The 23,978-nt window shown below is 66.9% G+C and carries 19 protein-coding genes and 1 pseudogene; 6 read left to right on the forward strand and 14 right to left on the reverse strand.

Going from position 1 to position 23,978, the window contains the following annotated elements; all coding sequences use genetic code 11:
* Positions 1-15 precede the first annotated feature (15 nt).
* From O8I58_RS04390 to O8I58_RS04405, 4 genes are all read right to left on the reverse strand, one after another.
* A complete protein-coding gene (locus O8I58_RS04390; protein WP_298321011.1) occupies positions 16-1,662 on the reverse strand; it encodes a glucoamylase family protein in 1,647 nt (548 codons plus the stop codon).
* 481 nt (positions 1,663-2,143) lie between these two features.
* On the reverse strand, positions 2,144-3,163 hold the full coding sequence (locus O8I58_RS04395) for a LacI family DNA-binding transcriptional regulator (protein WP_298321013.1): 1,020 nt from the start codon (positions 3,161-3,163) through the stop codon (positions 2,144-2,146).
* Positions 3,164-3,336: 173 nt separating this feature from the next.
* On the reverse strand, positions 3,337-3,606 hold the full coding sequence (locus O8I58_RS04400; protein ID WP_298322736.1) for a BolA family protein: 270 nt from the start codon (positions 3,604-3,606) through the stop codon (positions 3,337-3,339).
* 8 nt (positions 3,607-3,614) lie between these two features.
* Positions 3,615-3,914: a YciI family protein gene (locus O8I58_RS04405; protein WP_298321015.1), complete on the reverse strand. Its 300-nt coding sequence runs from the start codon at positions 3,912-3,914 to the stop codon at positions 3,615-3,617.
* Positions 3,915-4,315: 401 nt separating this feature from the next.
* On the opposite strand from O8I58_RS04405, the gene O8I58_RS04410 reads away from it, so the two are divergent.
* The 4 genes and pseudogenes from O8I58_RS04410 to O8I58_RS04425 all read left to right on the forward strand — a co-directional run bounded on the left by O8I58_RS04410 (position 4,316) and on the right by O8I58_RS04425 (position 8,785).
* Complete coding sequence (locus O8I58_RS04410; protein ID WP_298321017.1) at positions 4,316-5,224, forward strand: segregation and condensation protein A; 909 nt, start codon at positions 4,316-4,318, stop codon at positions 5,222-5,224.
* A gap of 59 nt (positions 5,225-5,283) precedes the next feature.
* A pseudogene (gene scpB / locus O8I58_RS04415) lies at positions 5,284-6,192 on the forward strand (SMC-Scp complex subunit ScpB); the annotation flags it as partial.
* A 41-nt stretch (positions 6,193-6,233) separates the two neighbouring features.
* On the forward strand, positions 6,234-7,811 hold the full coding sequence (locus tag O8I58_RS04420) for a pseudouridine synthase (RefSeq protein ID WP_298321019.1): 1,578 nt from the start codon (positions 6,234-6,236) through the stop codon (positions 7,809-7,811).
* A 194-nt stretch (positions 7,812-8,005) separates the two neighbouring features.
* Positions 8,006-8,785: a ferredoxin--NADP reductase gene (locus O8I58_RS04425; protein ID WP_298321020.1), complete on the forward strand. Its 780-nt coding sequence runs from the start codon at positions 8,006-8,008 to the stop codon at positions 8,783-8,785.
* 98 nt (positions 8,786-8,883) lie between these two features.
* Here O8I58_RS04425 and O8I58_RS04430 read toward each other — a convergent pair whose 3' ends face one another.
* The gene (locus O8I58_RS04430) at positions 8,884-9,366 is read right to left on the reverse strand and encodes a glutathione peroxidase (protein ID WP_298321022.1); all 483 of its coding nucleotides are present in this window, start codon (positions 9,364-9,366) and stop codon (positions 8,884-8,886) included.
* 209 nt (positions 9,367-9,575) lie between these two features.
* Between O8I58_RS04430 and O8I58_RS04435 the strand changes: the two genes are divergently transcribed.
* Positions 9,576-11,735 carry a M3 family metallopeptidase gene (locus O8I58_RS04435; RefSeq protein WP_298321025.1) on the forward strand — a complete coding sequence of 720 codons (2,160 nt, stop codon included), beginning with the start codon at positions 9,576-9,578 and terminating at the stop codon, positions 11,733-11,735.
* A 103-nt stretch (positions 11,736-11,838) separates the two neighbouring features.
* On the opposite strand, the gene O8I58_RS04440 is transcribed toward O8I58_RS04435, so the two are convergent.
* The 3 genes from O8I58_RS04440 to O8I58_RS04450 all read right to left on the reverse strand — a co-directional run bounded on the left by O8I58_RS04440 (position 11,839) and on the right by O8I58_RS04450 (position 14,680).
* Positions 11,839-12,276 (reverse strand): hypothetical protein, encoded by a 438-nt coding sequence (locus O8I58_RS04440; protein ID WP_298321026.1) that lies wholly within the window; start codon positions 12,274-12,276, stop codon positions 11,839-11,841.
* Between the two features lie 140 nt (positions 12,277-12,416).
* Positions 12,417-13,583, reverse strand: a complete 1,167-nt coding sequence (locus O8I58_RS04445; RefSeq protein WP_298321028.1) for a fatty acid desaturase family protein — start codon at positions 13,581-13,583, stop codon at positions 12,417-12,419.
* A complete protein-coding gene (locus O8I58_RS04450) occupies positions 13,583-14,680 on the reverse strand; it encodes a ferredoxin reductase (protein ID WP_298321029.1) in 1,098 nt (365 codons plus the stop codon). The genes O8I58_RS04445 and O8I58_RS04450 overlap by 1 nt, the downstream gene beginning before the upstream one ends.
* Before the next feature lie 104 nt (positions 14,681-14,784).
* Between O8I58_RS04450 and fabR the strand changes: the two genes are divergently transcribed.
* The gene (fabR, locus tag O8I58_RS04455) at positions 14,785-15,456 is read left to right on the forward strand and encodes an HTH-type transcriptional repressor FabR (protein WP_298321031.1); all 672 of its coding nucleotides are present in this window, start codon (positions 14,785-14,787) and stop codon (positions 15,454-15,456) included.
* Between the two features lie 217 nt (positions 15,457-15,673).
* Here the strand turns inward: fabR and O8I58_RS04460 are convergent, their stop codons facing one another.
* The 6 genes from O8I58_RS04460 to O8I58_RS04485 all read right to left on the reverse strand — a co-directional run bounded on the left by O8I58_RS04460 (position 15,674) and on the right by O8I58_RS04485 (position 23,906).
* Positions 15,674-17,314, reverse strand: a complete 1,641-nt coding sequence (locus tag O8I58_RS04460) for an acyl-CoA dehydrogenase family protein (protein WP_298321032.1) — start codon at positions 17,312-17,314, stop codon at positions 15,674-15,676.
* Positions 17,315-17,369: 55 nt separating this feature from the next.
* Positions 17,370-17,927: a hypothetical protein gene (locus O8I58_RS04465; RefSeq protein WP_298321034.1), complete on the reverse strand. Its 558-nt coding sequence runs from the start codon at positions 17,925-17,927 to the stop codon at positions 17,370-17,372.
* A 199-nt stretch (positions 17,928-18,126) separates the two neighbouring features.
* Complete coding sequence (locus O8I58_RS04470) at positions 18,127-19,488, reverse strand: NAD-dependent succinate-semialdehyde dehydrogenase (protein WP_298321036.1); 1,362 nt, start codon at positions 19,486-19,488, stop codon at positions 18,127-18,129.
* A gap of 107 nt (positions 19,489-19,595) precedes the next feature.
* Positions 19,596-21,146 (reverse strand): efflux transporter outer membrane subunit, encoded by a 1,551-nt coding sequence (locus tag O8I58_RS04475; protein ID WP_298321037.1) that lies wholly within the window; start codon positions 21,144-21,146, stop codon positions 19,596-19,598.
* The gene (locus O8I58_RS04480; RefSeq protein WP_298321038.1) at positions 21,133-22,713 is read right to left on the reverse strand and encodes an MDR family MFS transporter; all 1,581 of its coding nucleotides are present in this window, start codon (positions 22,711-22,713) and stop codon (positions 21,133-21,135) included. The genes O8I58_RS04475 and O8I58_RS04480 overlap by 14 nt, the downstream gene beginning before the upstream one ends.
* Complete coding sequence (locus tag O8I58_RS04485) at positions 22,710-23,906, reverse strand: HlyD family secretion protein (protein WP_298321039.1); 1,197 nt, start codon at positions 23,904-23,906, stop codon at positions 22,710-22,712. The genes O8I58_RS04480 and O8I58_RS04485 overlap by 4 nt, the downstream gene beginning before the upstream one ends.
* Positions 23,907-23,978 lie beyond the last annotated feature (72 nt).

Here is a 23,978-nt window from a genome sequence, read left to right on the forward strand (position 1 = left end):
CAACATGGTCAGGCCTTACTCCGGCTGCTGCGGACGCTGCGAGGTTTCGTTGGCATCCTGCTTGGGCACGCGCGATTCGGCCGTGCCCAGCGCGCGCGCGGTGGCTTCGTCCATCTTGCCTGGCGTGTCGGAGGCGTCGGGCTTCTTCTCGGCGGGCTTGGGCGTTTCGCCCTCCTCCGCCGCCAGCCAGCCACCCTTGAAACCAGCCCGCTCCAGACCCTTGCGGATATGCGGGTTCTTCTTCATCACGTTCCAGACGAAGTCGTCGCGGTAGTTGGCGATCATCGCCAGGATCGGGCCCTGGTCGATGCCGATGTAGTCACTGGCGACCCAGCCGTTGTCCGGCACCACGCGACCGGTCTTGATCGGGATGTCGTAGGTGAAGCTGCGGTTGAACGAATCCAGGAAACCGTAGCTGGAATACAGGTAGTCGCCGTAGCGCTTGTGCATTTCCTCGGTGGCCGGGATCACGATCTCCGGTGCGAACGGCAGCGAAGAGATCGCCGCGGTCGGTGCGATGGTACCGTCGTCGAAATTGTCACGCAGGCCCGCGCCGCGCGCCGAGTAATGGCGGAACTCGCGCTGCTCGCCGCGGTAGTCCTGCAACGTCTGCTGCGGGCCGTCCGAAGCGGTCAGGCCCCACACGTTCTCGCCGTAGTCCTTCCACTTCATCGGATTGGCAATCGCGTACTGGCGGTGTGCATAGGCGGCACGACGACTGTTCTCGAAGTAATCCATGCCGTGCTCGCGCATGAAATCGTCCTGGATGCCGCGGAAATCCACCCAGACATGCGTGTACTGATGGGTGAACAGCGGGCCATAGGACAGGTATTCCTGGTTCTGGTAGACGCCCCAGATCTCGTTGTAGGTACGCGTCCACACCTGCCAGGCATCCGGCTCCACCGCATGCGTGGGCGAGCCCAGCGCCAGGATGTAGACCATCATCCCCTCGCTGTATCCGGTCCAGTCGTGGTTGATGAAGCCGCTCTCCGGAAACCAGCCCATCGAGATTAGCGGCGAACGCGGCTGGATCCAGGTCCAGTCCACGCGGCGATAGATCTGTTCGGCCAGGTCGCGGATCTGCTTTTCGCGCGGATCGTCCTGGTCGTAATACGACTGCGCGAACAGCACGCCCATCAGCAGCAGCGAGGTATCCACCGTGGACAGCTCGACCCAGGTGTTGAAACGCTCACCGGTCTGCATGTCCAGGAAGTGGTAGTAGAAGCCCTTGTAGCCAGCGGTGCCGGTGGGCTGCTTGCCCTGCTTGAGCCCCTCGAGGAACTTCAGCGTGGTCAGCGTGCGGTCCACCGCCTGGCTGCGGCTGACCCAGCCGTTCTCGATCCCGATCGGATACGCGGTCAGCGCATAACCCACCGATGCGACCGAGGCGAATGGACGCGATGGATAACGGTCCGGCGTCATGCCGTTGGTTTCGTTGGTGGTATCCCAGAAGAACTGGAACGTGCGCCGTTCGATATCGCGGAACAGCGGCGGCAGTTCGGGCTTCTTGTCTTCCACAGGCAGCTCCACGGGCGGACGACCGGTGACCTTGACCGGCTTGACTGGCGTGGGTTCTGGCGCCTTCTGGCAAGCCGCCAGCAACACCACCAGCACACCGACAGTGGCCGGAAGGAAAGACGGAAGGAACCGGCGCGTCTTCAAGAGTGGATATCCATGAAATGGGGTACATCCGCAGATAAGGGTCGGTGAAACAGCGTAGATGCAGGAGGAATTGCCCCCGATTGGGGCAACCCGCCGGGGGCGGTCAGGTTAGCAGTCCACACCTGGTGAGACCTTGTATCTGCGGGTGATGTATGGGTTGTTGGCTGCCCCGGTGTCGGTATCGAAATCGACCCGGTCCATTACGGTGGAACGCACCGCCAGCGGACTGACGCACCGCCATCGCGATGGTGTCTTGGCCAGTGCTGTCGATCTTGGCCGACGTGGGCCGGGCCCGCACAACGCCAATCAGCCGACCACTGCCAGGCGGGCAGCTGGGCAGCCTGCGCGCGGGTCGTTGGATGTTGCTGGTATGCGTCATGTGTCGGCCCTCCCGGGGCTTGCCCAAAACGTGACTATGGATTTGGAAACAAACAGCCGATGGCGCTGCATCGGAAGATTCGCGCCCTTCATGCGCGCGGCGTCATTCCCTCATGGCAGGTGCGGAACTGCGCACGACCAGTTCGGGAACCAGCGGTGCAGGGGCGGGCGCGGACTGGTCCTTGGCATCGATGTCCTGCAACAGACGCCGCAGGGCGTTGGCGCCCAGTTCGGCAATGCTGATGCGCATGGTGGTGAGCGTGGGATGGACGAAGCGCGCTACCGGCACGTCGTCGAAGCCGGCCAGGGCGATGTCGTCAGGCACCCGCAGCCCGGCCTCGTTGAGTGCGAACAGGCAGCCCAGCGCCATCATGTCGTTTGCAGCGAAGATCGCATCGGGCCGCGGCGTGATCCGAAGCAGCGCGTTGCCCGCCTCCATGCCGGAAGCCTCGTCGAAATTGCCCGGCAGCACCTGCGCCTGGGCATCGGGAAGCAGTTCGGCCAAGGCATCGCGGTAGCCACGCAGGCGTTCGGCGGCGTCGAAGTTGCCTTCGGGACCGCCGATGAAGGCGATGCGCCGGTGCCCCGCGTCCACCAGGTGCCGCACCATCGCCACGGCGCCGCCGTGGTTGTCGATGTTGAGGACCGGATAAGCCTCGTCGGGCAGATGGGTATTGATCAGGACTGCCGGCAGCCCGGCTGGCAGATTGTCGGTTAGGAAGCCGGGCTGGTCGGCATACGGCGACAACACCAGCAGGCCATCGACCCGGCCGCGCATCGCGCGCAGCGCAGCGCCCTGCTCTTCCTGCGCACCGTGGTAGCTGGAAACCAGCAGGTGCTCGCGACGCTCGCGAGCCACGCCATCGATGCCACGGATCAACTCGGAAAAGAACTCGCCGTACAGGTCAGGCAGCACCACACCGATGGTCTGGGTGCTGCGGCTGCTCAGGCTGCGCGCAGCGGCATGTGGCTGGTAGCGCAGCCGCTGGGCGGTTTCCATGACCAGCCGACGCACGTCCGGGGCCACGTTGTGGTGGCCGTTCAACGCCCGCGAGACGGTGGCGACCGAGACCGATGCCTCGCGTGCCACGTCTTTGATGGTGATGGTTCCGCTTCGCGACACGGCCGCCCTCCGCGGTCATGATGAGCCCAATGGCGCGGACTGTAATCGCTTCCACGCCTTCAAGTAAACCCGACGTTCGGCGAATGCTAAACACGAGTCGGATCAAGAGCTTGCGAAACTCGAAAACGTTTCCATGACTCACACTGCCGTCACGGCAGGACAGGCATGCGCCATCAAGCGCCCCTTTCGGCCTCGTCCGGGGTCAGCGCATCGATGCTCAGGGCATGGATGTCGGTCTGCATCAGATCGCCCAATGCGGCATACACGGCACGGTGCCGGGCCAACGGCAACTTGCCGGCAAACACGTCGCTGACGACCCTCACCCGGAAGTGGCCACGCCCATCACGGGCACCGGCATGGCCGGCGTGCAGGTGGCTTTCGTCTTCCAGCGCCAGCTGCGCCGGCTGCAGGCCGGCTTCCAGCGCCGCCCGCATGCGCGCCATCCGTTCGCTCACGGCAGCACCTTCAGGAACGGACGCACATCCACGCGGGCGTAAGCGCCGGAGAGTGTGTACGGGTCGGCATCGGCCCAGGCACGGGCATCTTCCAGCGAGTCGAATTCGGCGATCACGATGCTGCCACTGAAGCCGGCCGGACCCGGATCCGGCGAATCGATGGCCGGGCACGGGCCCGCCACCAGCAGACGGCCGGCGTCCAGCAGCGCCTGCAGGCGCGCCACATGCGCCGGGCGCACAGGCTGGCGCAGGGCCAGGGAGTCGGGAACGTCGTGACCTTCGATGGCATACCACATGGCAAAAGACCTGCGCTGTTTGAACGGCCGTCGATTGTACGGACCTGGCCCCCCTGGACACGCGCACGGCCAGCCCGTACTCTTTGAGCCAATTCGGCACGGCACGACCTGCAGCGGCCGTCGTCCAGACCCCACCGGGGCTTGCAGACGACCATCCAACCGCTGCCACGCGCGTTTCGCAGCCAGACCACCTTCTCCAGGTTCCCCGCCGCCACCCCCATGGGCGTGCGCTGCCTTGGACTTACGTGCGAAGCGCTTTCGCCACGCAAGGCTTTATCACTGCATGACCCACGCGCAGCCCTCCCGGCCCGCGTGTTTGACCTGCAATCCGCATGTTCCATGGCGCAGCCGCGCCGCGGACAGCTCCAACCGTAGTGTTGACGCGACACGGCCCGTACCTGATGACATCGCAACCCGCGCCCAGCGCGACCGCTTCCACGGACACCAGCCCGCAGACGCCGCAGCAGCACGAAATGCCGCTGGCGGTGGTCCATGGCCAGCCGGTGCTGCAGATCCCGCAGGATCTGTACATCCCGCCGGATGCGCTGGAAGTGATCCTGGATGCGTTCGAAGGCCCGCTCGACCTGCTGCTGTACCTGATCCGCCGGCAGAACCTGGACATCCTGGATATCCCGGTGCTGGAAATCACCCGCCAGTACGTGAATTACATCAACGTCATGCAGGAGCTGCGCTTCGAGCTGGCGGCCGAGTACCTGGTGATGGCCGCGATCCTGGCCGAGATCAAATCACGCATGCTGCTGCCGCGCCCGCCGGCGGTGGAAGGCGACGAAGGCGACCCGCGCGCCGATCTGGTGCGCCGCCTGCAGGAGTACGAGCGCTTCAAGCAGGCCGCCGAAGACATCGATGCCCTACCCCGCCAGGGCCGCGACACCGCAGTGGTCCAGGCGCACGTGCCGGACCGCGCGGCGATCAAGGTTCCACCGGACGTGGACCTGAAGGAAATGCTGCTGGCACTGCACGACGTGCTCAAGCGCGCCGAGCTGTTCACCGGCCACGCGATCAAGCGCGAGGCCCTGAGCGTGCGTCAACGCATGGGCGATGTGCTGGCCAGGCTGGAAGACGGCAAGTTCCACCGATTCGAGGCGATGTTCACAGCCGAGGAAGGACGCCTGGGCGTGCTGGTGAGCTTTCTGGCCGTGCTGGAACTGGCCAAGGAACAGCTGCTGGACATCGTGCAGGAAGCACCGCTGGCGCCGATCTACGTCAAGTCGCTGGCGCTGGGCAATACCAATGAACCGCTGCAGTTCTCCAGCGAGTTCGACGACTCCGATGCGGCCAACGACGCATAACCCGGCCGCTACGGCTGACCTGTCACGCCCGGGTTGAGCCCGGCCTGAAAAGACACTGCATGCAAGACGAAGCCTTCGACCACGAATCCGACGCCTCCGCCCCGGCCGCCGCCGACCAGGGACTGATCAACCGCATCGTCGAGGCGGCCCTGCTGGCCTCGAACCTGCCGATGACCACGGCCCAGCTGGAAAGCCTGTTCCCCGAGGAGCACCCAGCTCCGGACGGCAGCATCGCCGCGGCCCTGGAACAGCTGGCCGCCGCCTGCGCCGAGCGCGGCGTGGAGCTAGTGGAAGTGGCCAGCGGCTTCCGCTACCAGGTCAAGGGCGAGGTCCACGGCTGGGTCAGTCGCATGTGGACCGAGCGCAAGACCCGCTACACCCGCGCCACCCTGGAAACCCTGGCGCTGATCGCCTACCGCCAGCCGATCACCCGCGGCGAGATCGAACAGGTCCGCGGCGTGGCGGTCAGCAGCAACATCATCCAGGCCCTGGAAGAGCGCGAATGGATCCGCGTGGTCGGCCACCGCGACGTCCCCGGCCGGCCAGCGCTGTTCGGCACCACCCGCGGCTTCCTGGACTACTTCGGCCTCAAGCGCCTGGACGAACTGCCGCCATTGTCCGAGTTGAAGGACATCGGCGAACTGGATCCGCAGCTGCCGTTCGCGAGCGCACCGATGGCGGCCAAGGCCGCAGCGGAAGGCCAACCGGCCGATGACACTGGCAGCGACACGCCAGCGTCGAACGACACCCCCGACGCCGTCGCGGAAGCGGCCGCCGATACGCCGGCACAGGATGTGCAGGCACACGAAGGCGAGGATGCCGATGCCGGGACCGAGCCACAGGACCAAGACCCCGTGGACGCCGACGAATCACCCGATGCCCCCGCACCTGCGGACGATATCGGAAACACCGCGCTGGACGCCGATCAGGATGACGACGCGGACCACACCCAGACTTCCCAACAACCCCAAGAAGACGACGCCGAAGCGGTCTCGTCGGAGCAGAAACCATGAGTGACACCCCCCGCAACAAGCTGTCGCTGAAGCGCGACGCCGCCGCAACCCCCGAAGTCCGCCTGGAAGAGCGCCTGCACAAGGTGCTGGCGCAGGCCGGCCTGGGCTCACGCCGCGCGCTGGAGCAGCGCATCGCCGATGGCCTGGTCAAGGTCAACGGTCAGACCGCGCAGATCGGCATGTCCATCGGCAGCGGCGACAAGGTCGAGCTGGACGGCCGCAGCTTCGTCGCCAGCGCGCTGACCGAAGCGCCGCGCGTGCTGATCTACAACAAGCCCGAAGGCGAAGTGACCACCCGCGAAGATCCCGAAGGCCGCCCGACGGTGTTCGAAGCGCTGCCAGCCCTGAAGGGCGCGCGCTGGATCGCCATCGGCCGCCTGGACATCAACACCACCGGCCTGCTGCTGCTCACCACCGACGGCGAGCTGGCCAACGCGATGATGCATCCGTCCTACGAAGTCTCGCGCGAGTACGTGGTGCGCGTGCGTGCGCCGGAAGGCCAGGACACCGTGTCCGACGAACTGGTCGAACGCCTGCGCAAGGGCGTGGAGCTGGAAGACGGCCCGGCCAAGTTCGATGAAGTCGACCGCATTGGCGGCACCGATTCGCACGACTGGTACCGCGTCGCCCTCAAGGAAGGCCGCAACCGCGAAGTGCGCCGCCTGTGGGAATCGCAGGGCTGCCAGGTCAGCCGCCTCAAGCGCACCCGCTACGGCACCGTCGAGCTGCCGCAGCCGCTGCTGCGCGGCCAGTCGCAGGAGCTGGCCGAAACCCAGGTCAACGCGCTGCGCAAGACCCTGAAGCTGGAAGACGGCACGCCGGCCGCACTGACCCTGCAGCCGGTGATCGGCCAGCGCAAGGCCGCCAAGACCGTGGTCCACGCCCGCGGCGCCGGCAATGCCTACGTCAACGGCCACAACACCACCGCCGACGAAGGCCGCGAACTGCGCCGCTTCGACAACGTGCGCGAAGACCGCGGCCGCGGTGGCCGTGGCAAGCCCGGTGGTTTCCGTGGCGGCCTGACCGTCACCGGCGAAGCGGCGGCCAACCAGTCGCAGAAGCCGTTCAAGACCCGCGCCGCCAAGGGTCCCAAGCCGTTGCCCGATGGCAACCCGGCTGCCTTCCGCAGCTGGTACGTGCCCGATGGCGTGGACACCGGCCCGACCGGCCACCGCAATGCCGGTCCGGGTGGCCCGAAGAAGCCCTACGGCGGCAAGCCGGGCGGTCCGCGTCGCGGCGGCCCGGGCGCTGGTGCCGGCGGCGGCAATCCGTACGGCGGCGCTGGTGGTGACGGTCCGCGCGGCGGCCAGGGCCAGCAGCGCAAGGCCAAGCCGTACGGTCATCCGGGCAATGCCCCGAGCTTCCCCTCCGACCATGCCACCCCGGGGGCCTATAACCCGTACGGCCAGCGCCAGGCGCGTCCGGGCGGCGGCGGTAACCGGCCGGCCGGTGGCAATCGCCCTGGCGGCACCGGCCCGCGTCCCGGTGCCAATCGCGGCCCAGGCGGCAACCGTCCCAGCGGCCCGCGTGGCGGCGGCGGTGGCCGCGGTGGCTCGCGCGGCGGTCATGGCTGAAACCCGCTTCACCCGATGGGGCCGGCCCCGGCTGCCCCATCCGTGACCAGCCGGCGTGCGCCCCTGACCGCATGACCGGCACGCCTTGCCGCGGTGGCTGACAACCCGGCAAGGCACGCCAAAGATGAGAACCACTCTCATCATCCCGGTTATACTCGGGCCTGGTACATCCCCACCGCTACGACGATCTGCCCATGTCTTCCGCTTACGGCGCCGAAACGGTGCTTGAGGTCCGCCACTGGACCGACGACTACTTCAGCTTCACCACCACCCGCAACGAAGGCTTCCGCTTCGAGAACGGCCAGTTCGTCATGATCGGGCTGGAAGGTGAGACCCGGCCGCTGCTGCGCGCCTATTCCATCGCCAGCGCCAACTGGGAAGAACAGCTGGAGTTCTTCAGCATCAAGGTGGCCAATGGGCCGTTGACCTCACGCCTGCAGCACATCAAGCCCGGTGACAGCGTGCTGGTCGGCCGCAAGCCCACCGGCACCCTGCTGATCTCCGACCTGCACCCGGGCCGCAACCTGTATCTGCTGGGCACCGGCACCGGCATGGCGCCATGGCTGAGCGTGATCAAGGACCCGGAGACCTACGAGCGCTTCGACAAAGTCATCCTGACCCATGGCGTGCGTTTCGAAAAAGACCTCGCCTACCGCGATTATTTCGAGAACGAACTGCCACGGCACGAGTTCCTGGGCGAGCTGCTGCGCGACAAGCTGCTGTACTACCCGGCCGTGACTCGCGAACCGTTCCGCAACCAGGGCCGCCTGACCGAGCTGCTGGCCAGTGGCCAGATGGCGCAGAGCCTGGGGCTGGAACCGATCGATCCCTCGCGCGACCGTTTCATGATCTGCGGCAGCCCGCAGATGCTGGCCGACCTGCGCGCGCTGCTGGACAGCCGCGGCTTCGAGGCCTCGCACCGGATCGGCAATGCCGGGCATTACGTGTTCGAACGCGCCTTCGTCGAGAAGTAAGCCGAACGCGCCAGGCGCCGATCAAAACGCCGCGGCCTGGTCCGCGGCGTTCTGCTTTTTTGGGGTTGGCGAGGCATTGCGCAGGCCGCGTGCGGCCATCAACCCAGCGCTTGCTCGATCTCGCGCGCCAGCGACATGGGCGCCTGACGTGGCCCGAAGCGCTTGATGACCTGGCCGTTGCGGCCAATCAGGAACTTGGTGAAGTTCCACTTGATCCGTTCGGTGCCCAGCACGCCAGGCTTGTCGTGCTTGAGGCGCTGCCACAGCGGATGGGCCTCCTCCCCGTTGACCTGCACCTTGGAAAACATCGGGAAGGTCACCGCGTAATTGAGGCTGCAGAACTGGCGGATGTCCGCCTCGTCGCCCGGCTCCTGGTGGCCGAACTGGTCGCAGGGGAACCCCAGCACCACCAGCCCGCGGTCGCGGTACTGCTGCCACAGCACTTCCAGGCCACCGTACTGCGGCGTGAAGCCACAGCGCGAAGCGACATTGACGATCAACAACACCGAGCCTGCCCAGTCCGACAGCGGCTGCGCGTGCCCGTTGATGTCGGTCGCAGAAAATTCGAAGACTCCGCGCATGCAGCTACTCCCCAACGTGCGTCGCCGCGATCATAGGCGCTGCGGGAAAGCCCTGCCAGCCGGGCTGCGGATTGCGCCATGCCCGCGCGCCACCGGTCCCGTGCAACGGGTCGATGACAGCTGCGTCATGCAGGACTTTGGTCATGCGGGCCCGGCGGGCGCGCTGGGTTAGCCTCTGCGGTCATCCTTTCCGCTGGAAGCTGCACCGCATGACCACCCGCCTCGCCCTGGCACTCGCCATTGCCCTTGGAACCACCATGCCCGCCTACGCCCAGACCGGCACCCCGGCCAGCACCGGCCAGTCCGCCAATCCGTTCGACGCGCAAAGCACCCTGCCGCTGCATTACCCGCAGTTCGACAGGATCAAGGACGCGGATTTCGCGCCGGCCTTCGACGCGGGCATGGCAGCCCAGCTGGAGGAAATCGACGCGATCGCCGACAACCCAGCCAAGCCGACCTTCGACAACACCATCATCGCGATGGAAAAGAGTGGCCAGGTGCTGGACCGCGCGACCACGGTGTTCTTCAACCTGGTCGGCACCGACACCAACCCGGTCCGCGAAAAGCTGCGCAGTGACTATTCCGGCAAGTTCGCCGCGCATCGTGATGCGATCTCGCTCAACGGCAAGCTGTTCGCACGCATCCAGGCGCTGTATGACACGCGCACCCAACTGGGCCTGGATGCGCAGGGCGTGCGCCTGGTCGAGAAGTACCACACCGATTTCGTCCGCGACGGCGCCCAGCTCTCCGATGCGGACAAGGCCAGGCTCAAGGACATGAATGCCGAACTGGCGGCGCTGGGCACGCAGTTCAGCCAGAACGTACTGAAAGAGGTCAACGCATCGGCCGTGATCGTCGATGACGCCAGCCAGCTCGATGGCCTGACCGAATCGGAAGTCTCCACCGCTGCCGACGAAGCCAAGTCGCGCGGACTGGCCGGCAAGTACGTCATCACCCTGCTCAACACCACCGGCCAGCCACCGCTGACCAACCTCACCAACCGCGCGCTGCGCGAGAAGATCTACACCGCTTCGATCAACCGCGGCAGCCGTGGCAATGAATTCGACAACACCAAGCTGGTGTCGCGGATCATGACCCTGCGCGCGCAGAAGGCGAAGATGCTGGGGTATCCCAACTACGCCGCGTATTCACTGGAAAACCAGACCGCCAAGACCCCGCAGGCGGTCAACGAGATGCTGGGCAAGCTGGCACCGGCCGCAGTAGCCAACGCCAGGCGCGAAGCGGCCGACCTGCAGGCGATGATCGACAGCGAACAGAAAGCCGCCGGCAAGCCGACTTTCGAACTGGCCGCCTGGGACTGGGCGTTCTATAGCGAGAAGGTGCGCCAGGCGAAGTACAACTTCGACGAGTCGCAGCTCAAACCGTACTTCGAGATGAAGAACGTGCTGGAAAACGGCGTGTTCCATGCTGCCAACCAGGAATACGGCCTGACCTTCAAGGAACGCACCGACCTGCCAAAGTACCGTGAGGACACCTTCGTCTACGACGTGTTCGATGCCGACGGTTCGCAGCTGGCGATCTTCATCTTCGACCCCTACGCACGGGCGTCCAAGCGCGGCGGTGCGTGGATGAATTCGTATGTGTCCCAGTCCGAACTGACCGGCGACAAGCCGGTGGTCGCCAACCACCTCAACATTCCCAAGCCACCGGCCGGCCAGCCGACGCTGCTGACCTGGGATGAAGTGACCACCACCTTCCATGAATTCGGCCACGCGCTGCACGGCATGTTCTCGGACGTGAAATACCCGTACTTCTCCGGCACCGCGGTGCCGCGCGACTTCGTCGAATTCCCCTCGCAGGTCAATGAGATGTGGGCCGACTATCCAAGCGTGCTCAAGCACTACGCCAAGCATTACCAGACCGGCGCGGCCATGCCGCAGGCACTGCTGGACAAGGTGCTGGCTGCGGCCAAGTTCAACCAGGGCTTTGCCACCACCGAGTACCTGGGCGCGGCAATGCTAGACCAGCGCTGGCACCAGATCAGCGAAGACCAGGTGCCCGACGCGGCTGGCGTGATGGACTTCGAAGCCAAGGCGCTGGCTACCGACGGCATCGCCTATGCCCCGGTGCCGCCGCGCTACCGCACGCCCTACTTCAGCCACATCATGGGCGGCTATTCGGCCGGCTACTACGCCTACATCTGGTCCGAGGTGCTGGATGCCAACACCCAGAAGTGGTTCGAGCAGCACGGTGGCCTGAGCCGCGCCAATGGCGACCGCTTCCGCAAGACCCTGCTGTCGCAGGGCGGCAGCCAGGATGCGATGAAGCTGTTCCAGGACTTCGCCGGCCATGCGCCGCAGATCGAACCATTGCTGGAAAAACGCGGCCTGGATGCGAAGGCCGAATAAGGCGCCGCGCATGCGCGCTGCCTGAGCGCGGCGCGTGCAGCACCCGGCAAAAAGCCCGGCCAATGGCCGGGCTTTTTTGTTGGCCCGGGCGCTGCGCCCGGCACTATTTCCTGGGTGGATCGATGATGCGTTGGCCATCGCCAGCCGGCACGGTGGAATAGACCCGCCCGGTCTTCGGATCCATCACGCGATTGGGCGCCACCTGCACCGCACCGGTGACCATCTGGCCACGCGCGTCGGTGACATGGATCGGCTCGGGTGGCGCCTCCGGCTGGGTGGAAGCTGGCTGCTGCGGGCGCTGGATCTTGATGCCGGTGTCCGCGGCGACGCTGGGCGTGGCGCTGCGCTGCGACGCGTCCGCGCGCACCGACGATTTCTGGACGGCCTGCGGGGCCTGCAGCGTGTTGCCGGAGCTGCTGTCGGAACTGCTGCCCAGCCGGATCGGCTCGACCTTGGCCGGCTGGTTGAGCTGCTGCGCGCCGACCACCAATGGGGTGGCCAGCAACAGCGCGAAGAACATACGAACGATGCGAGCCTTCATGGCAAGGCGCTCCTCTGTGTCGATGCCTCGACAGTAGCGCCGCAGGACTGCATCGGCCATGACCGGCGCCCCGGTACCACGCAAACACGACGCCATGGTCCCGATGCAAAAACGGCGCCCTGCGGCGCCGTTTCGTCGACTCAACCTGCCTGCCGGACGGGTTCTGCCCCACCCATGTCCAGCGCGTTGGCGGGCTTGCTGGTCAGCGCGACCTGTCGGCGCGGCTTGCTGGGGAAGGCGTGCCGCAGGATCCGCCACATCACCTGGCCGAACTGCTTGAACAGCGAGCCGGTGTTGTAGTGCTGGCCATAGCGCTGGCAGATCTCGCGCACCTCGGCCGACATCTCGGTGTAGCGGTTGGCCGGGATGTCCGGGAAAAAGTGGTGCTCGATCTGATGGCTCAGGTCGCCGGTCAGCACGTCGATCGCCGCGCCCCCGGTGATGTTGGACGAACCACGCAGCTGGCGCAGGTACCAATGGCCGCGCGTCTCGTTGCGCACCACGTCCTTGGGGAAGGTTTCCGCATCGGCGGTGAAGTGCCCGCAGAAGATCACCACGTAGGTCCAGATGCTGCGCAGCACGTTGGCGACGATATTGCCCAGCAGCACCGGCAGGAAGAACGGACCGGCCAGCGCGGGGAAGATCAGGTAGTCCTTCAGCATCTGGCGGCCCATCTTGCGGCCGACCGGACGGAACTGCGCGCGCAACTGCTTGAAGGTCATCTTGCCGGCGAACAGGCGGCCCAGGCGCAGGTCCTGGATCGCCACGCCCCACTCGAACAGCAGGCAGAACAGCACCGCGATCGGCGGCTGCAGCAGGTTGAACGGCTTCCACTTCTGCTCGGGGAAGATGCGCAGCAGGCCGTAGCCGATGTCATCGTCCAGGCCGCGCACGTTGGTGTAGGTGTGGTGGCGGAAGTTGTGGGTTTTGCGCCAGTTCTCGCTGGTGGCGACGATGTCCCACTCGTAGGTGCGGCTGTGCAGCTGCGGGTCGCCCATCCAGTCGTATTGGCCGTGGATCACGTTGTGGCCGACGGTCATGTTCTCCAGGATCTTGGACAACGCCAGCAGCAGCGTGCCGGCGATGCACAGCGGCCACAGCAACACGGGCACGAACGCGCCGCCCACCGCACCGACGAACAGCGCGATGCGGCCCAGCGCACCGGTCCAGCGCACGGCCGAGACCGAGCGGCGGATGTAGCGCGCATCGGGCGCACCCAGCTTGGCCACGGTGCGCGCGCGTACGGCGTCCAGCTCGTCGCCGAAGCGCTGCAGTTCGTCCTGGGAAAGCGGGCGGTTCTTGTGCATTACAGGTCCAGGGTCAGATCGGTGGCCGCGGCGCTGATGCAGATGCGCACGGTGGCGTCGGGTTCGGCCGAACGCGCATTGGTCTGGGTGTCGCGGGTGATGCCGGTGCTGCGGGTACAGGCGCAGGTGTTGCACAGCCCCATGCGGCAGCCGGAAGCGGGCCGCACACCCTGCTCTTCCAGCGCCTGCAACAGGGACCGATCACGGGGCACGGTCAGGGTGCGCCCGCTGCGTGACAGCAGGACTTCGACCGTGCCGGCTTCACCGGGCAGCGCCTGCGGCGGGGTGAAGGCCTCGGCATCGAAACGCTGCACGCGGCCTTCCAGCAACCCGCGGGCGCTGTGCACGAACCCATGCGGGCCGCAGGCGAACACCTGGCGCTGGTCCAACTGGGCCACCAGCGCGGCCAGGTCGGTCTCGCCGATGCGCGTGGCGAAGGTGCCGCGGCCGTCGTCTTCGCGGGTGAGCGCGACATGCAGCTTGAAACAGGCATGTTTGGCGGCCAGCGCCTGCAGTTCATCGGCGAAACACAGTTCGGCACGGGTGCGGGCCCAATACACCAGGTCCAGTTGCACCGGCATGCCGGCGGCGTCCAGCTGGCGCAGCATCGCCATCAACGGAGTGATGCCACTGCCGGCGGCCAGGAACAGCCACGCCCCTTGGACCGCAGCCGGCAAGGTCATGCCGCCGAATGCCGTGCCCAGGTCGAACACTTCGCCCACGCGCGCATCGCGGCACAGGTGGCGGCTGACCCGGCCCCCGTCCACTTCGCGCACGGTGATCTCGATCTGGTCGCCCGCCACGGCGCTGGGGCTGTAGCTGCGGCTCAGGCGGGCGCCTTCGACTTCCACGCCCAGGTTCACGTGCTGGCCCGGACGTAGCCCAGCGAAGTGCCGGTTGGTCTGCAGCACCAGCGTCACCGCATCGGACGAGGCCTGGCGGCGGGCCTTCAGGCGCGCCATCGGGCGCTCCCATGTCCACAGCGGGTTGACCTTGGCGCTCCAGAAGTCGAACACGGCCGGATCCACCAGCGCGCGGGCGACACGAAACGCCCCGGACAGCGGGGCACGATTACGACGGGGCAGGACGGCAGTCATGAGGGCGCACTATACAGACGTGAAAACGAATGTCTATACACTTGTATATTCACCGAAAGGCTATGATTCATCCCGCCTGACATCCGGCGAAGGACTCGCCCGCCATGCCTCCCACGGAAACCGCCATCGACACCACCGCTGAAGACGCCGCCCCCGCCCGCCGGGCCGGCATCTCGCGCCAGGACCTGCTGGCGGCTGCGCTGCGCCTGGTCGGCCCGCACCGCAGCCTGACCTCGCTGAGCCTGCGTGAAGTGGCCCGCGAGGCCGGCATCGCGCCCAATTCGTTCTATCGCCAGTTCCGTGACATGGACGAACTGGCCGTGGCCCTGATCGACCTGGCCGGCCGCTCGCTGCGCCAGATCATCGGCCAGGCCCGCCGCCGCGCGCTGCGCGCGGACAGCAGCGTGATCCGCCTGTCGGTGGAGACTTTCATGGAGCAGCTGCGCGCCGACGACAAGCTGCTGCACGTCCTGCTGCGCGAAGGCATGGTCGGCTCGGACGCGTTCAAGGCCGCGGTCGAACGCGAACTGACCTATTTCGAGGATGAGCTGCAGGTGGACCTGGTCCGCCTGGCCGCCGCCGACGGCGCGATCCTGCACGCACCTGCGCTGGTATCCAAAGCGATCACGCGCCTGGTGTTCGCCGCCGGCGCCAGTGCCATGGACCTGCCACCCGAACGCGACCCGGAGCTGGTGGACCAGCTGTCGACGATGCTGCGGATGATCCTGACCGGGTCACGGGCGATGGCCGTACAGGATCCGGCGCCGAAGGCGTAAGCAGCCGCTGCTGCATCACCGATGCGAGCCCGGCATCCCGCTCGTACGGAAGACCCAATATCGTACGAGCCGCTTCAGCGAGGGCCTTCCCGGCAAAGGCCACATCACCGCTGAAGCGGCTCCCACCGGTAGAGCGGAGCTTGCTCCGCTGGGGCTTTTCTGATGCTTCGACCGAAGTTCAGCCGAGCAAGCTCGGCTCTACAGAAGACTGTTGTTCCTACGGTAATGCCCGCCCGATCAGCATCCCGAAATCCGCGCTGACCGGCAGCGTCCCCATCGCCAGACCATGGGCACCGCCCAACCGCGAACGACAGAACAACTCCGCCGCCGGGCTGCCTGTGCGCAACAACACGCAGGCCTGCAACAGCAGCGCCAGGCGTTCGACCAGCAGGCGTGATCCGGCTTCAACGGCCTGCCCTTCTGCAAGCTGCGAAGCGATGGCATCGAACTGGCGGTCGTAGTCGCGATCCAGGCCGCGCGCGGATGCCAGCTCGGCCAGTAACGCTTCGCCGCATTCGGGCTCCCTGGCCAACGCGCGCAGCACGTCCAGGCACTGGATATTGCCGCTGCCTTCCCAGATGCCATTGAGCGGCGACTGGCGGAACAGGCGCGGCAGGATCGACTCCTCCACGTAACCAGCACCACCCAGGCACTCCTGCGCCTCGTTGACGAAGGCCGGCGCGCGCCGGCACAGCCAGTACTTGCCGATGGCCGTGGCCACGCGGGCGAAATCGGCTTCGCGCGGCTGTTGCGGCGAACGGTCCACCGCGCCGGCTACGCGCAGGCACAGGGCCAGCGCAGCCTCCCATTCCAGCGCCAGGTCGGCCAGTACGTTGCGCATCAACGCGTGTTCGGCCAGCGGCTTGCCAAAGGTGCTGCGGTGGCGCGTGTGGTGCAACGCGTGCGCCAGGGCCATGCGCATCTCGGCAGTAGCGCCCAGCATGCAATCCAGGCGCGTGAGCATGACCATCTGCAGGATGGTGACCACGCCGCGGCCTTCCTCGCCGATGCGCCGCGCCCAGGTGCCGGTGAACTCGACTTCGCCCGAGGCGTTGGCCCAGTCGCCCAGCTTGTCCTTGAGCCGCATCAGCCGGAACGCGTTCTTCCCGCCGTCCGGCATCCGGCGCGGCATCAGGAAACAGGTCAGGCCCGCGGGCGCCTGCGCCAGCACCAACCAGCCATCGGACATCGGCGCGGAAAAGAACCACTTGTGTCCGACCAACGTGTATTCGCCGTCGGCCGAAAGCGCCGTGGCGCGGGTGGCATTGCTGCGCACGTCCGAGCCACCCTGCTTCTCGGTCATGCCCATGCCCAGGGTAATGCCAGGCTTGTCGGCGATGGCGACGTCACGTGGGTCGTAGTGCGGCGCGGCCGCCTTGTCGGCCCATTCACGCAAGGCCGCTTCGCGACGCAACACCGGCACCGCGGCATGGGTCATGGTCAGCGGGCAGCTGGTGCCGGCTTCGGCCTGGTGGTGCAGGTAGCTGAGCGCGGCACGCGCGACATGGCCGCCTGGCTGCGGAGCGTGCCAGGACAGGCCCGCGACGCCGGCCTGCTTGGCCGCCTGCATCAGGCGATGGTAGGCAGGATGGAACTCGACCAGATCGATGCGCTGGCCGAAGCGGTCATGGGTCTTCAGCCGCGGCTTGTCACGGTTGGCATCGAAGCCGAGTGTGTACAACTCGTCACCCGCCAATGCGCCGTAGCGCGCCAGGGGGTCGAGGAAACCGTCTGCGCCTTCGCGGGCGATGCCCTCGCGCAGCACGATATCGTCGGTCCATAGATCGCGCGGACCGAACTCCGGCGGCTGGTTGTCCACCACGTGCGTTTCGAACGGTGCTGCCTTGCCTGGTTCCATGATGACGTTCCTCCCTGCGCGCATTGTGCCGCAGCGCATGTTGCCCATGCGCCCATCAACTGCCGTGCTGGAACGTGATCACCTTGACGTCCACATCCACGCACTCCGGGTCCTGGCAGACGCCGTTGATCCAGACCTGACCCGAACCCAGCATCACGCCGTTCTGGCTGACGAACAGCCGGGCGTAGCGCTGCTCGGCGATTGCCCTGGCCACGGCCGGGGTCACGATGTCGTCGCAATGCTCGACGAAGGCCCTGGCGTTCCTGATCCGGAGTGTCCCGGTCCTGCCCGTTGCTTCCAGCGGATAGCGCACCAGCGCCGCCACCCCGGAGCAGTCCCCGCCCGCCACCGCCACCTGCAGGCGCTCCAGCATGGTCCGGTAAGCCAGGTGGCCGCCCAGGACCCTGTCGATGCGCGCGTCCATTGCCGCCACGTCTGCAGGGTCGGCGAGCGCTTCGGGTTCGGCTGCAGATTGATCCGCAGGTGTCGGCACCGCGACGGGGAGCGACGGTGCGGAAATGAGAGGGGCCTCCGGGGTGTTCTCCCCGGCCCCATCCCGGGCGCAGGCCGCCAGCGCGATGGCCAGCAGCGTGGGCAACAACAGCGGCTTCATCCGGATCCTCCCTGGAGATGATGGCCTGCACCGTGCCCAGCCAGGCGTTGGCATGACGCGGTGGCGCGGCGGTCAGGCGGCATGGGGTCAGTCCCATCTTCCGAGACGGACGAACCCGGCAGTGTCGGCCTCCGCACAGCCACGCCCACCCTGCACGACTGCGGCGAACGCGCATGACCGCACGCGCCCGGCAGTTCGATCAGCTCACGTAGATCGTCTTGATGTTGGTGAACTCGTGCATGCCGTGGTTGGCCAGTTCACGGCCGTAGCCAGAGCGCTTGGTACCGCCGAACGGCAGGCGCACATCGCTGCGGACGATGGCGTTCACGAAGGCCGCGCCGCACTGCAGCTGCTGGGCGATGCGTTCGCCGCGCTTGGCGTCTCCGGTCCACACGCTGCCCCCTAAGCCGAAGCTGGTGTCGTTGGCCACGCGCACGGCTTCGGCTTCGTCCTTGACCCGCAGGATGCTGGCGACCGGGCCGAACAGTTCTTCGTCATAGGCCGGCATGCCCGGCCGCACGTTGTCCAGGATCGACGCTGGGTATTCCGCGTAGCCATCACCAGGCTTGCCGCCCAGCAACACCTTGGCGCCGTTGGCGACGCTGCCGGCGACCTGCTGGTGCAATTCGTCACGCAGGTCCTGGCGCGCCATCGGTGCCAGCGTGGTGGCCGCATCGTTCGGATCGCCGGTCTGCAGCTTGCCTGCGGCCTCGACGAAGCGCTGCACGAAGGCATCGGCAATCGCATCGACCACGATGAAACGCTTGGCCGCGATGCAGGTCTGGCCTGCGTTGTCGAAGCGCCCCTTCACCGCCGCTGCAACGGTCTTGTCCAGGTCGGCATCGTCCAGCACCACAAACGCGTCACTGCCGCCCAGTTCCATCACGCACTTCTTCAGCACGCTGCCAGCGGTGGCAGCAATCGACTTGCCGGCGCGTTCGGAACCGGTCAGCGTGATCGCGGCAATGCGCGGGTCCTTGATGACCGCGGCGGCCTGGTCGTTATCGATATGCAGCACGCCGAACACGCCTTCCGGCACGCCACCTTCGCGCAGCGCATCAGCGATGGCATCAGCACAGCGCGGCACGTTGGTCGCGTGCTTGAGCAACACGGTGTTGCCCACCATCAGGGTCGGTGCCAGGAAACGGAACACCTGCCAGATCGGGAAATTCCACGGCATCACGGCGAACACGCAGCCGATCGGCTCGTAGCGCACGTAACTGGACTGCGCCTCGGTCTTGATGGCTTCGTGCTGCAGATACCTGGCGGCGTTGTCGGCGTAGAAGTCGCAGGCATCGGCGCACTTGTCGATCTCGGCCAGCGCCTCCTTCTTCAACTTGCCCATCTCGGCGGTCATGGCCTGCTGGATGGACTCGCGCCGGGCACGCAACGCCTGGCCGACGTTGCGCAGCACCACGCTGCGCGCGTCCAGCGGCCGCTGCGCCCATTCCGGGAAGGCCACCTGTGCGGCGTGCAGGGCGGCCTCGACGGCGTTGGCGCCCATCAGCGCCTGGCGGTGTTCGACCTGGCCGGTGGCGGGGTTGGGAATCTCAGTGATCATGGGTGTCTCCACATGCTTGAAATGCAGGCCGCCATGATCCTCCTGGCGCCGTGACCGAGCCGTGCGCGGGCTTCTGGACCTTGCCGCGAACGCAGCAAAACCGCGGTTCAGCGGCGCGCGCTGTCCCGCTGGGCGGAAACAGCGCCCGGCGGCGGCGCGTCCTGCCAGCCCAGGCCCAGGCTCTTCTGCAGGGCGACGTAGTCCACGACCAGCTGCAGCTGCGCCTGCGCGGCGCTGTCCTGTGCAGTGAGCTGCTGGCGCTGCACATCCAGCAGATCGATCAACGAAGACGCACCGGCGTCGCGGCGCTGCTGCATCAAGGTGGCCGCCCGATCCGCCGAAGCCTGCGCCTGGGTGGCGACCAGCACCTGCCTGCGCGCCGAGCCGAAGTTGGACAGTGCGGTGTTGGCATCCTGCAAGGCAGCCAGCACGGTCTGTTCGTAGGACGCGGCGCGGCCTTCGGTGCCAGCGCGGGCCTGCGCCACCTGCGCGCGGATGCGGCCGAAATCCAGGATCGACCAGCGCAGCACCGGCGCCAGCACGGTCGCCGCCGACCCGGCGCCCAGGTCACCGGGCGAGGTCGCGACCGAGGCCAGGCTGCCGTACAGCGTGACCTGCGGGAAATACGCCGACAGCGCTTCGCCGATCTGCGCGTTGGCGCCAGCCAGTTCGCGCTCGGCCTGGCGCACGTCGGGGCGACGGCGGATCACCGAAGCCGGGTCGTCCACCTTCACTTCGGCCGGCAATGACGGCAGCGGTGCGACCGAAGCCAGGCGCGCGTCCAGCGCACCAGGCGCCTGGCCGATCATCAATGCCAGCTGGTCCAGCGCTTCGTCGCGCCGGGCTTCCAACGGCAGCAGCAGCGCCTGCTGCTGTTGCAACTGGCCGCGCACGCGTTCGACCTGCAGGTCCGAAGCCGCGCCACGGCTGCGACGCTGCGTGGTCAGGTCCAGGATCTGCTGCGCGGCCTGGAGGCTGTGCCCGGCGATGACGATGCGCGCCTGCAGGCCACGATAGTTCGCGTAGACCTGGCCGATCTCGGCCGCCAGGCGCACCTGCGCGTCGGCCAGCTGCGCCTGCGCCGATTCGGCCTGCGCCGCGGCGCCTTCCAGCGCCCGGCGGCGACGGCCGAAGAAGTCCAGTTCCCAGCTGGCGTCGAAACCGGCCACGTACAGGTTGGAATCCATGTCCAGGTCCTGGGTCGCCTGGCGGATGGCGGTCCCCGTGGCCGGATCGGTGGCCTGGGCAATGCCCTCGCCCGCATCGCGGATGCCGTCCTTGACCGAGTCCGGCGCTTCCACGCGCGCATACGCGCCCAACGCGCCGACCTGCGGCAGGCGCTCGGCGCGACGCTGTGCGGACAGGCCACGGGCCGCGCGCACCTTGGCTTCGGCCGCGCGCAGGTCGGGGCTCTGCGCGAGCGCGGTGTCGATCAGCCAGGTCAACTGCGGGTCGTCGAGTTCGCGCCACCACTGGCTGGGCGGCGGTACGTCGACCACGCCGGCATTGGCCGCGCGATGCAGCTGGGTCGCGTTGACTGCATCGGGCGCGACATCGGGGCGCACGTAGTCCGGCCCCAGCGCGCAGCCGGCCAGCAGCAGCGGGATCAATGCGGCCAGCGCAGGACGCGCGCGGCGCGGAAAATCAATGCATCGCAAGCGGCACCCCTTTCGGCAAAGGCTTGAGCAGGAAGGCCAGCGGGATCGAGCAGGCCACCACTACCCCGAAGATCCAGAACAGGTCGTTATAGGTCATCACCAGCGCCTGCAACTGGACGATGCGGGCCAGCGCGCCAACCGCCTGCAAGGCGCTGTCCGCGCCACTGCCCTGCAGTGCACCGGCCAGGCCATGGACGAAGTCCTGGCCCATCGGCGAATTGGCCGTGGTCGCACTGCCCAGCACTTCGACGTGATAGGTCAGGCGGCGCTCCTGGAAGGTGGAGATCATCGCCAGCCCGATCGAGCCGCCCAGATTTCGCGCGGCGTTGAACAGGCCCGACGCATCGCCGGCCAGGTGCTTGGGCACCGAGCTGATCGCCGCCTGGTTGAGCGACATCATCGCCAGCGCCAGGCCAACGCCCTGCAGCAGCTGGCCGGCGACGAACGAGGCGCCCACGCTGGTCGAGGTCAGGTCCATGTTGATGAAGCAGGCAATGCCGAAGCACAGCAGGCCGCTGACCACCAGGATGCGCACGTCCACCGTTTCCAGCAGCTTGGGCATGAACGGCATCACCAGCACCGTCGGGATGCCCTGCAGCAGCAGCACGTAACCGGACTGCTCGGTGTTGTAGCCGGACACCATCGCCAGGAACTGCGGGATCATGTACATCACGCCGAACAGGATCATGCCCACGGCGAGCATCATCATGAACACCGCGCCGAAGCTGCGGTTGAGCAGCACCTTGAGCTGGATCACCGGTTCACGGCTGAAGAACTGCGAGAGCAGCAGCGCAGCGAAACCCGCGGCCGAGACCAACGACAGCACGATGATGAATTCCGATTCGAACCAGCGTTCGCGCTGGCCTTCTTCCAGCACCACCGTCAGTCCACCCAACCCGGCGGTCAGGCCGAAGATGCCCAGCCAGTCGGCCAGCAGCAGCCCGCCCCAGTCGGCCTTCTCGTGCTGCAGGCCCAGCAACAACAGCGCCAGCAGGCCGATGCACACCGGCACGTTGAGGAAGAATGCGTAATGCCAGCTGACGTTCTCGGTCAGCCAGCCACCAAGCAGCGGGCCGATCACCGGCCCCATGATCACGGTCATGCCGAACAGCGCCGTGCCCATCATCTGCTGCGCCGGTGGCAGCCGCGTGGCGACGATGGTCAACGCCGTGGGAATCAGTGCGCCGCCGGCAAAACCCTGCCCGATGCGGCCGACGATCATCATCGGTAGCGAGGTCGACAACCCGCACATCACCGAGAACGCAGTGAACAACACCGCGCAGATCACCAGGAAATTACGCAGGCCCAGGGTCCGCACGAACCAGCCGGTGAGCGGGATCATGATGATCTCGCTGACCAGGTAGGCCGTGGAAATCCAGGTGCCCTCGGTACCGCTGGCGCCGACTTCGCCCTGGATCGTGGGCAGCGCGGCATTGACGATGGAAATATCCAGCGTCGCCATGAACGAACCGATGGTGCCGGCAGCCACGGCCAGCCAGGCGCCGGCATCGGCCTTCTGCGACACCGCTGCCTGGGTGCCGCCCGCATTGGCGCCGGTGGCGCTCACGGGCGTGCCGGTGCCTTGTCGCCCTGGTGGTCCGCTTCGTCCTGGGTCTTGTCCTTGGCATCCCTGGCCGACCGCGTATCGACCGTGGCGGTCACCGACATGCCTGGCACCAGCACCTTGCGCGCTTCGGCGCCGGCATCGACGCGGATGCGCACCGGCACGCGCTGCACGACCTTGGTGAAGTTGCCGGTGGCGTTCTCCGGCGGCAGCAACGCGAACTGCGAACCGGTGCCGGGTGACAGGCTTTCGACATGGCCATGCAGGGTCACGCCGGACAGCGCATCGACTTCGATCTCCACCGGCTGGCCTTCGCGCATCAGGCCGACCTGGGTTTCCTTGAAGTTGGCCGTCAGGTACAGCGCATCGACCGGCACGATGGTCATCGTGCGCGTACCGGCGCTGAGGAACTGGCCGACTTGCACGGTCTTGTCGCCCAGGCGCCCGGCGATGGCCGCCTTCAGGTGGGTGTCTTCCATCGCCACCTGGGCCTGGTCGACATTGGCCTGGGCCTGCTTGAGGCCCGCCTGCGCCTGCTCCAACTGCGCTTCGCCAGCGGCAATCTGGCTGTCGGCACCGTTGACCTGCGCCAACGCCGCGTCGTACTGGGCCTTGGCCTGGTCGCGCTGCTGGTGCAGTTGTTCCTGGTGTTCGTGGGTGTCCGCACCGGACGCGGCCAGCGGTGCGAAGCGCGCGACTTCGGCATTGGCGAACTTGAGCTGCGCCGCGGCCGAGACCACCTGCGTGTGCGACTGCACCGATTGCGCGCGATAGCCATCCACAGCCGCCTGCGCAGCCACGATATCGGCCTGGCGCACGGCTACGGCGGCCTGCGCCTGCTCCAGCTGGGCGCGGTACGTGCGGTCATCGATCTGCAGCAACGGCTGCCCGACCTTGACCCAGGCGTGGTCGCTCACATAAACGGCGGTGACGTAGCCATTGACGCGTGGCGCGACCGCGACCGAATCAGCCTGCAGGTAGGCGTCGTTGGTTTCCTGCAGGTAACGCCCGACCAACAGGTGGTGGACCAGCCACACGATGAAGATCAGCACGGCCAGCAGGCCGATCACGATCAGCGTCCATTTCACTTTCGGGTTTTTCAGCGGCGATGGCTTCTTGTCATCGCCTTGTCCGTTGTCCTGCCCGGGGTCGCGCGCATCATCGTTGCGGCGGTCATCGTCGTCGTGGCTGCTCAAGGTCGCGAATCCTGCAGGAGAAAGGTGCCCATGCCGCCCGCCTGTTCCCAGCGCCGGTCGACATGCCTATCG

Source organism: Pseudoxanthomonas sp. (assembly GCF_027498035.1).
In the GTDB taxonomy this organism is placed as follows: Bacteria; Pseudomonadota; Gammaproteobacteria; order Xanthomonadales; family Xanthomonadaceae; genus Pseudoxanthomonas_A.